The organism is Clostridium sp. CTA-7 (assembly GCF_054768095.1).
The window spans coordinates 1-9,459 of record NZ_BAAAAV010000016.1 but is presented as its reverse complement, the minus strand read 5'-3'; the positions used below and the strand labels follow the sequence as shown (position 1 = coordinate 9,459).

6 protein-coding genes and 1 rRNA gene are annotated in these 9,459 nt (G+C 28.4%); 5 read left to right on the top strand and 2 right to left on the bottom strand.

The window, feature by feature from the left end; all coding sequences use genetic code 11:
- Window positions 1-26: 26 nt before the first annotated feature.
- Window positions 27-143: ribosomal RNA gene (gene rrf / locus ACYUEX_RS18470) — 5S ribosomal RNA — on the top strand.
- A 562-nt stretch (window positions 144-705) separates the two neighbouring features.
- Here rrf and ACYUEX_RS18465 read toward each other — a convergent pair.
- Window positions 706-1,932: an ABC transporter permease subunit gene (locus ACYUEX_RS18465; protein ID WP_460289443.1), complete on the bottom strand. Its 1,227-nt coding sequence runs from the start codon at window positions 1,930-1,932 to the stop codon at window positions 706-708.
- Window positions 1,932-2,840, bottom strand: a complete 909-nt coding sequence (locus ACYUEX_RS18460; protein WP_460289442.1) for an ABC transporter ATP-binding protein — start codon at window positions 2,838-2,840, stop codon at window positions 1,932-1,934. Before ACYUEX_RS18460 ends, ACYUEX_RS18465 begins: the two co-directional genes overlap by 1 nt.
- Before the next feature lie 323 nt (window positions 2,841-3,163).
- Between ACYUEX_RS18460 and glgB the strand changes: the two genes are divergently transcribed.
- The 4 genes from glgB to glgD are packed head-to-tail and all read left to right on the top strand — an operon-like array spanning window position 3,164 to window position 8,982.
- Window positions 3,164-5,149: a 1,4-alpha-glucan branching protein GlgB gene (gene glgB, locus ACYUEX_RS18455; protein ID WP_460289441.1), complete on the top strand. Its 1,986-nt coding sequence runs from the start codon at window positions 3,164-3,166 to the stop codon at window positions 5,147-5,149.
- A 24-nt stretch (window positions 5,150-5,173) separates the two neighbouring features.
- The gene (glgA, locus tag ACYUEX_RS18450; protein ID WP_460289440.1) at window positions 5,174-6,625 is read left to right on the top strand and encodes a glycogen synthase GlgA; all 1,452 of its coding nucleotides are present in this window, start codon (window positions 5,174-5,176) and stop codon (window positions 6,623-6,625) included.
- Window positions 6,626-6,677: 52 nt separating this feature from the next.
- Window positions 6,678-7,862 (top strand): glucose-1-phosphate adenylyltransferase, encoded by a 1,185-nt coding sequence (locus tag ACYUEX_RS18445; RefSeq protein ID WP_460289439.1) that lies wholly within the window; start codon window positions 6,678-6,680, stop codon window positions 7,860-7,862.
- A gap of 13 nt (window positions 7,863-7,875) precedes the next feature.
- Window positions 7,876-8,982, top strand: coding sequence for a glucose-1-phosphate adenylyltransferase subunit GlgD (glgD, locus tag ACYUEX_RS18440; RefSeq protein WP_411169165.1), 1,107 nt, complete (start codon window positions 7,876-7,878; stop codon window positions 8,980-8,982).
- Window positions 8,983-9,459: the final 477 nt, after the last annotated feature.

Below are 9,459 nucleotides of genomic sequence, written 5' to 3'. Positions count from 1 at the left end.
TGCAATTTTCAGAGAACACTCTGATATCTGGTGATGATGGCGTAGAGGAAACACTCCTTTCCATTCCGAACAGGAAAGTTAAGCTCTACAGCGTCGATGGTACTGCATGGGAAACTGTGTGGGAGAGTAGAACGTTGCCAGGTTATTAAAAAGACTTAAGAATTAAATTCTTAAGTCTTTTTTGTTATGAAAGATTATTTAAATATAAGATAAATATTACTTAATATAATATAGCTATCCATTGTGTAATATAAAGCTTATCTAAATATATGACTATGTGCCTTTAACTTTGCACGGCTACATCAATTACTAATTAGATAATTATCTACATAAATCTAAACACATTAAAATATTTTTATTGTTTATTTGAAATTTAATATTTATTAAGGACTATACTTCCTATTAAATATAAATTATTAACATTATTTATATTTATTAATGTAAGAAATGTTAATAACTTTATATATATGTGGATAAATAATATATTAGTTGTAGAATATACACTAGGTATGTTTTTTCAGTATCATATATCACCAATAAAAGATTTTTAAAAAACTATAGTTTTCTGCATATTTAAATAGTAGGATTTTATTTGAATTAAGAATATACAAAGGGGGTAGCGAAACGCTACCCCCTTTGTATATTACATATAATACTTCATATTCATGTTTTCACTTAAATAGATTGAAATATTATTTAAATTTATTATATTAAAATATCTTTTTTAGTAAAGTTAATATGCGCTATTATATATGCTATTATTGCTGTTACAACCATGCATATTATTCCGTTGGTTGTTGTTAATTTAGGGTTTTGATACATTAACGGTAATTGAGATGTTACTAAGCTACCTGCATCAGCATAAGTTATAAATAAAAGATGACTTACATCTCTAATAGCTGAAATTGCTTGAGTTCCAATAGCTAAGAATATAGTTGATATTACTGAAACAGCCATTGAAATCATACTGCTTTTAAATATTGTAGATATCATAAAGATAACAGAGCAAGCTGATAAAATAAATAATGCTTGATATCCTATTGTTCTTACTGCATTTTCGGTATTAGTTACCATTCTTGATGTATCTGGAATTTGTTTCATTATGATTTCACCTGATGATTGATCAAATGATTTTTCATATTTTTGTTCAATTCTAACAGGATAATTTGAAGCATCTACATCACTTGTCATATTTACAACAGTCATACCAACTATTTGGGGTATTAAAATTAATGAGAGTACTGTAATTACTGAAACTATAAATTTAGAGAATAAAATTTTTCCTCTTTTAACTGGTTGTACAAGTAAAAATTTTAATGTTGCAGGTGTACATTCTCCTGAAACTATATCACTCATAAATACAGCAATACCTGCTATTAATACTCCTAATCCAAAGAAGTTGTTAAGTATTTTTAAGAAGTTAAAGGCTTGATATTCCCAGCCTTGCAATGGTTTTATGTTATTAGCTTTTAAATATTTCAAGTCATCTAATTGTTGTTTTGAGTCTGCATACCATCTTTTATTCCATTCATTTATGCCATCTTCTTCATATTGTTTAATTGTATTTTCAGCAGATTTTATTGATTCATCTAATTGTTTTTTCCATGCATCTTCAGAAATACCATTTTTAATTATTTCTTTATTATCATCTATTTGCTTTAAAAGGCTACTTTCTATTTCTTTAGCATTTTTAATCCATTGTGGATCACCGTCTGATTCAGCTCTTTTTATATCATTTCTTGCATGAACTAATTGTTCTTCAGCTTGTTTTATTTGATATTCAGGGGACATCCATTCTTTCATATGTTTGTCATTCATCCAAGTACCAAAGACAGTAATACCGATAAACACTATAAACAATCCAAAAACAATCCATGTTTTAGATCTCTTAAACATTTTAATAAATTCATTTTTTATAAGAGTTAATAACATTATCTAATGCCTCCTTCAACTAATTCCATATATCTTTGTTCCAATCCTTTTCTTAATTTAAATACTTCTTGTATATCGTAGTTATTATTAACAAGATATTTGATTAATTCTGAAGTTTTGTTAGATAATAAAATTATCTCTATTCCATCTTCGATTTCTCTAGCTGAGTTTATATATTCAATAGATAGTAATTTATCTACATCTATTTTTTGTAATAATTTTAAGCATATTATGTCTGTATCAGTTTCCATAGATTGATCTACTACATTTTCTACTGATTTTATAGTTCCATGATTTATAAATGCAACCCTATCACAAAGATTTTGTACCTCTGATAATATATGTGAAGATATAAATACAGCCAATCCTCTTTCTTTAGCAGCTTTTTTAACTATTTCTCTAAAATCCAATATTCCTGATGGATCTAATCCATTAGTAGGTTCGTCTAAAATAAGAAGTTTTGGGTTAGATAGAAGCGAAGCAGCTAAACCTAAACGTTGTTTCATACCTAGTGAGTATTTTCTGACTTTGTCATCTATTCTATTTTCAAGTCCTACTAGTTTTATAGTATCATCAACTTGACTTTTAGAAATATTTCTAATTCTAGCAATTTGCATTAAATTTTCTCTTCCAGATAAATATTTATATAATTCTGGATTTTCAACTACAGCCCCAACTTGATTTAAAGCTTTTTCTGTATCACTTTTTAAATTATGCCCACAAATACTAATGCTACCTTCATTAGGGTTTATAAGTCCAACTAACATTCTTATAGTAGTAGTTTTCCCAGCTCCATTTGGGCCTAAGAAGCCAAATATTTCTCCTTCTTCTACTGAGAATGATATATCTTTTATAATTTCTCTTTTTCCAAGTTTCTTTTTAAGTCCTTTTACCTCTAAAACCTTCAATTTGTTACCTCCCTTAATTTCATATATTTAATTCTAATACATAAATCTTAATATAAATAAATAAAAGTCTTAATATAACCTTAATAAAATCTTAAAAAATAATATAAATAAATATTAATAAAATTTGTGGTAAAAATAGGTTTTTTGTATTTTGCAGTTTGATAATATCAATTTAAAGTATTTAATAACTAGTCATTTGTAACTACATGATGAAAAAACTCCTATATTAAGATATATGGTATTATGGAATAAATGGAATTTAATGTAAGTTGATGTTATAATTATTCATACAGAATTATGTTAAGTTCAAGGGAGATGTTAGTATGGCGCAGGTAGCAAAAAACAAGGTAAAAAACGGACAAATTATAGATACAGAAATAGACTTATTTCATAAAGGTAAAAACTATAGCAGCTATAAATTCATGGGAGCTCATTGTGTCAGTGAAAAAAGGAAAAAGGGAGTTAGGTTTACTACTTGGGCACCAAATGCAAAAGAAGTTTATGTTGTAGGAGATTTTTGTGATTTTAAGCCAGAAAATGAATTTAAGATGGAAAGAATAAATAAGAAAGGCTTATGGTCATTATTTATTCCAGGATTAAAAGAAGAAATGAAATATAAATACTACATTATAAATAAGAATGATTGTAATGGTATATATAAGGCAGATCCATATGCTAAATTATCAGAGCTTAGACCTAATACGGCTTCAATTATTAAGGAAGAAACAAAATTTAGGTGGGCAGATAAAAAATGGATTAATAGAAGGGAAAAAAAAGATATTTTTAAATCGCCTGTAAATATTTACGAAATGCATCTAGGATCATGGAAAACTAAGGAGGGCAAGTTTCTTACATATAAAGAGTTATGTGATGAGCTGCCTAAATATTTAGTTGAAATGGGATATACTCATGTAGAATTTATGCCATTAATAGAGCATCCATTAGACGCTTCTTGGGGATATCAGGGAACTGGATATTACTCTGCAACTAGTAGATATGGTAAGCCGGAGGAGTTAAAAGAATTAATAAATATACTTCATAAAAATGAAATTGGAGTTATTCTTGATTGGGTTCCAGGACATTTCTGTAAAGATGAACACGGATTATATAATTTTGATGGTAGTCCAACATATGAATATAAAGAATGTTGGAAAGGTGAGAATAAAGGTTGGGGAACAGCTAATTTTGATCTGGGGAAACCAGAGGTAAAAAGTTTTTTAATATCAAATGCATTATTTTGGATAAGGGAATTTCATATAGATGGGCTTAGGGTTGATGCTGTATCTAATATGATTTACCTAAACTATGGAAGAAAGGATGGTGAATGGATACCAAATAAGTTTGGAGGGGATGGGTGTTTAGAAGGAATAGATTTTATAAAACAATTAAATAAGGTTGTGTTTAATGAGTTTAGAAGTGTACTTATGATTGCAGAGGAGTCAACGTCTTGGCCAAATGTATGCAAACCTATTGAAGATGGTGGTCTTGGATTTAACTTTAAATGGAATATGGGGTGGATGAATGACACTTTAAGATATATAGAACTTGACCCAATATATAGAAAGCATCATCACAATAAAATTAATTTTTCTATGATGTATAATTACTCAGAAAATTTTATATTACCAATATCTCATGATGAGGTTGTTCATGGAAAGAAATCTCTAGTTGATAAGATGTGGGGGGATTATTGGAATAAATTTGCTGGATTAAGATTATATTTGGCTTATATGATAGGGCATCCAGGAAAAAAATTGACTTTTATGGGATGTGAGTTTGCTCAGTTTATAGAATGGAGAGAATATGAGCAATTAGAATGGGAGTTAATTGATAAATTTGAAATGCATAGATTGACTCAGAAATATTGTAAAAAGTTAAATAGCATTTATAAGGAGAATAGTGCTTTATGGGAACTAGACTATGATACTGATGGATTTGAATGGATAGATCCGGATAATACTAATCAAAGTATAATCACCTTTATAAGGATAGGAAACAAAATAGAAGATGCATTAATTTTTATATGTAATTTTACTCCTGTTGTCTACCATGATTTTAGAATAGGAGTGCCTTATAATGCTGAGTATGAAGAAGTTTTTAATTCTGATAATAAGGAGTTTGGAGGATCAAATCAATTAAATGAAGGTATTTTCAAATCTGAAAAAGTAAATTATCATAATAGACCATATTCTATATTATTAAAGATACCACCTATGGCTGTATCTATTTTATCTATTAAAAAGTTAATTGATGATACAGAAAAAATTGTAATAAATAACAAAGATATAATAGTAGAAATTAAGCAATAATTAGTATTTGGGGGGGATGTAAATTTGAATATTTTAATGGTTGCATCAGAAGCACATCCATTTATTAAAACAGGAGGATTAGGTGATGTCATTGGAGCTCTGCCACAAGCACTAAAGAATCTAGGTGCTGATGTAAGAGTGGTAATTCCAAACTATAGAGATATAAAAAAAGAAATAAAGGATAATCTAAAATATATTAGCAATTTTACTGTAAATGTTGGATGGAGAAATCAATACTGTGGAATTTTGGAATATGAATATAACGGGGTGAAATTTTATCTTTTAGATAATGATTATTATTTTAAAAGAGATGGACTATACGGATATTATGATGATGGAGAAAAATTTGCTTTTTTTAATAGAGCAGTTTTGGAATTTATAAGATATATAGACTGGGTACCTGATATATTACATTGCAATGATTGGCAAACTGGAATGATACCAGTACTTCATAAATTGGAATATATAAAAGAAGAAAAGTTTAAAAATGTAAAAACCATCTTTTCAATTCATAATTTATTTTTTAAGGGAATGTTTGATTCGCAGGTATTGCCAGAACTATTTGGTTATGATTACGAAGCATTTAATAATGGGACACTAGAATTATATGGGGCTATGAGCTTTTTAAAGGGAGGAATAAATTATTCAGATAAAGTTACTACAGTAAGTAAGAGTTACGCTGAAGAAATAAAAACACCTGAGTATGGAGAAGAGCTAGATGGCTTACTTAGATATAGAAGCTCAGTTTTAGAAGGTATTGTAAATGGAATAGATTATGATGAATATAATCCAGAAAAGGATAAATATATATATTCAAAATATAGCGTGAGCAAACTAGAAGATAAGAAAATTAATAAAGAAAAATTGCAAAAAGAATTAGGCTTACCTGTAAACTCTGAGGTAGCAATGATAGGGGTTGTATCCAGGTTAACACATCAAAAAGGGTGCGATTTAATAATAAATATATTAGAAGATTTGCTTAAGGAAAATATTGAAGTTGTTATTCTAGGGACAGGAGATTATATATATGAGGAAGGCTTTAAAAGCTTTCAAAGGAGATATCCTAATAAAGTCAGTGTAAATATAAAATTTAGTAATGAATTAGCACATAAGATATATGCTGCATCTGATATATTTCTTATGCCATCACTATTTGAACCTTGTGGACTAGGACAATTAATTGCACTTAGATATGGGGCTATACCAATTGTAAGAGAAACAGGAGGGTTAAAGGATACTGTAATCCCTTATAACAAATATGATGGTACTGGAAATGGATTTGGATTTAAAAATTATAGATTTGATGAATTGCTTGAAATAACTAGATATGCCTTAGAAATTTATAAAGATAAGGATAGTTGGAATAAAATTATTAAGCAAGCTATGACTTCTGATAATAGTTGGGAAAAATCAGCTAGTCAATATATAAGAATATATAATGAGCTTTTATTTAACAATATTAATTGTATTTTATGAATTAATATATTAATAATTTTAATATAATTCGTATAGGGGAGGGGAAGAGAATATGGGAAAAAAGGAAATTGTAGCAATGATTTTAGCAGGTGGACAAGGATCGAGATTAGGGGTATTAACTAAAAATATAGCAAAACCAGCTGTGCCCTTTGGAGGTAAGTACAGGATTATAGACTTTCCTTTAAGTAATTGTTCAAATTCAGGTATCTATACTGTAGGAGTACTAACTCAATATAAGCCGTTAGATTTAAACTCTCATATAGGAATAGGGGATCCATGGGATTTAGATAGAAGAGATGGAGGGGTATCTATATTGCCACCATATCAAGAGGAGAAAGGAGGAGATTGGTATAAGGGAACTGCTAATGCTATTTATCAGAATATAGAATATGTTGATAGATATGATCCTGAATATGTTTTGATATTATCAGGAGACCATATTTATAAAATGAATTATGATAAAATGTTAGAATTTCATAAAGAGAATAATGCAGATGCTACAATTGCTGTTATAAATGTTCCTATTGAAGAGGCTAGTAGATTTGGAATAATGAATACAAGGGAAGATAACTCTATATATGAGTTTGAAGAGAAGCCTAAAGATCCTAAAAGTACAAATGCTTCCATGGGAATATATATATTTAATTGGAGCATTTTAAAGAAATTTTTAAGAGAAGATGAGAATGATCTAGAATCAAGTAACGATTTTGGTAAAAATATAATACCTAGTATGCTAAGGAAAGGTAAAAAAATGATGGCATATCCTTTTGAAGGGTACTGGAAAGATGTTGGAACTATTGAGAGCTTATGGGAAGCGAATATGGATTTATTAAAAATAGATAATGAGCTAAATCTTTATGATAGCGAATGGAAAATATATTCGCAAAATCAAGTAAGACCCGCTCATTATATCGGAGAAGAGGCTAAAATAATAAATTCATTAATAGTAGAGGGATGTATAATAAACGGTAAAATTGAAAATTCTATATTGTCTCAGGGGGTATACGTTGGTAAAAATACAGTAATTAAAGATTCTGTAATAATGCCTAATGTAGAAATAGGAGATAATGTTTTAATAGAAAAAGCTATAGTTGGGAGTAATGCAATAATAAATCATGGTTGTAAGGTAGGAGATAGCAGTTCCATAGAGGTAGTTGGTGCATATCAATATTTAATTAATGAGTCAACTATAAACTTAAAGGAAATATGCTTAGATAATGAAGCTATTAATATTTAGGGGGCAGAATATAATGAACAATTGTTTAGGAATAATAAATTTAGATGAAAATCAAAGTAGAATGGGAGAGCTTGTAAGATATAGAACATTAGCATCAGTACCTCTTTCTGCGAGGTATAGAATAATTGATTTTGTATTATCTAATATGGCTAATTCAGGAATAGAAGGAATAGGTATATTTACAGCAAATAAATCAAGGTCATTAATAAATCATCTTACTAATGGAAGACCATGGGACTTACACAGAAAAAAAGATGGCCTTAGGGTATTTAACTTTGGTGATTATGATCCATATTATGATGATGTTCATAATTTTTTAGATAATATAGAGTTTATTGAACAAAGCAGAAAAGAATATGTACTAATAAGCCCTTCGTACATGATTTGTAATATAGATTATAATGAAGTATTAAGATACCACAAGAAATCCCAAAATGATATAACAATAGTTCATAAGGATGTAAATAATTCACATGGGAAATTTTTAGATTGTGAAGTTTTAAATATAGATGATACTAATAGAGTAATAAGCGTTGGTGAAAATATAGGAAGAGAAAAAAATGCGAAGATAAGCATGGAAATGTACATCATGAAGACAGATTTGTTCATAAACATAATTCATGAGTGTATAAAGACTGGGATTCATAGAAAAATAAAGGGATATATAAATTCTAATCTAGATAGATTTAGAGTAGGAGCCTTTGAGTTCGATGGATATCTGTCCTGCATAAACTCTATAAAATCATATTTTGATACTAATTTAGATATATTAAACCAGAATATAAATAAGGAGTTATTTTATAATAAAAAACCTATATATACAAAATCTCAAGATGAACCACCAACTCAATACACAGAGATGAGCTTAGTATTAAATTCTATAATTGCAAATGGATCATATATAGAAGGGGAAGTTAAAAATTGCATTATAGGAAGAAGAGTTTTTATAGGGAAAGGATGTAAATTGGAAAATTGCGTAATAATGCAAAACACTATAATAGGAAATGATGTAGTGATGAATAGAGTTATAGCTGATAAAGGAACAGTAATTAATGAAAATGAAATAATTAGGGGAACTAGCAATTATCCGGTAACAATTCAAAGATCAAAGGTAGTCTAAAATATAAAATACTATATAGAAGCTATAACTTACAGAACCTATAGAAGGATCTATAAATAGTTTCTATATAGTGAAATCCAATAATATTAACAAAAACAGTAACAAATGTGCCAGGTGTATCAATAGTATTATATGGCGAAAATAAAGAGAACTACTAAGTATATAGTAAATAATTTAATATAAAAGGTATATTTTATAGAAATAAGTCGTATCATAAATGTTAATATTAGTTTCGTTCCCAGTGAGGAACAAGATTCCTTAAAAGTTATAAAAGTTAACAAAAAAAGTAGTTGACAAGAATAACTTAGGATGATAAGATAAGAAAGTCGCTTGAGGGCGACGAAGAAAATGGTCTTTGAAAATTGAACAGAATATAAGTTAAGTAAACAAACCAGCAATTCTTTTAGACGTCTTAAAATTAAGACTCAAAGTAATTTGAGCAAAGAGATTAAACTTTTTATTGAGAGTTTGATCCTG

What these genes read in the sequence shown, in the direction of transcription:
- glgB (WP_460289441.1), top strand. Translation starts at nt 3,164, where the DNA reads ATGGCGCAGGTAGCAAAAAACAAGGTAAAAAACGGACAAATTATAGAT.
- ACYUEX_RS18465 (WP_460289443.1), bottom strand. Translation starts at nt 1,932, where the DNA reads ATGTTATTAACTCTTATAAAAAATGAATTTATTAAAATGTTTAAGAGA.
- glgD (WP_411169165.1), top strand. Translation starts at nt 7,876, where the DNA reads ATGAACAATTGTTTAGGAATAATAAATTTAGATGAAAATCAAAGTAGA.
- ACYUEX_RS18445 (WP_460289439.1), top strand. Translation starts at nt 6,678, where the DNA reads ATGGGAAAAAAGGAAATTGTAGCAATGATTTTAGCAGGTGGACAAGGA.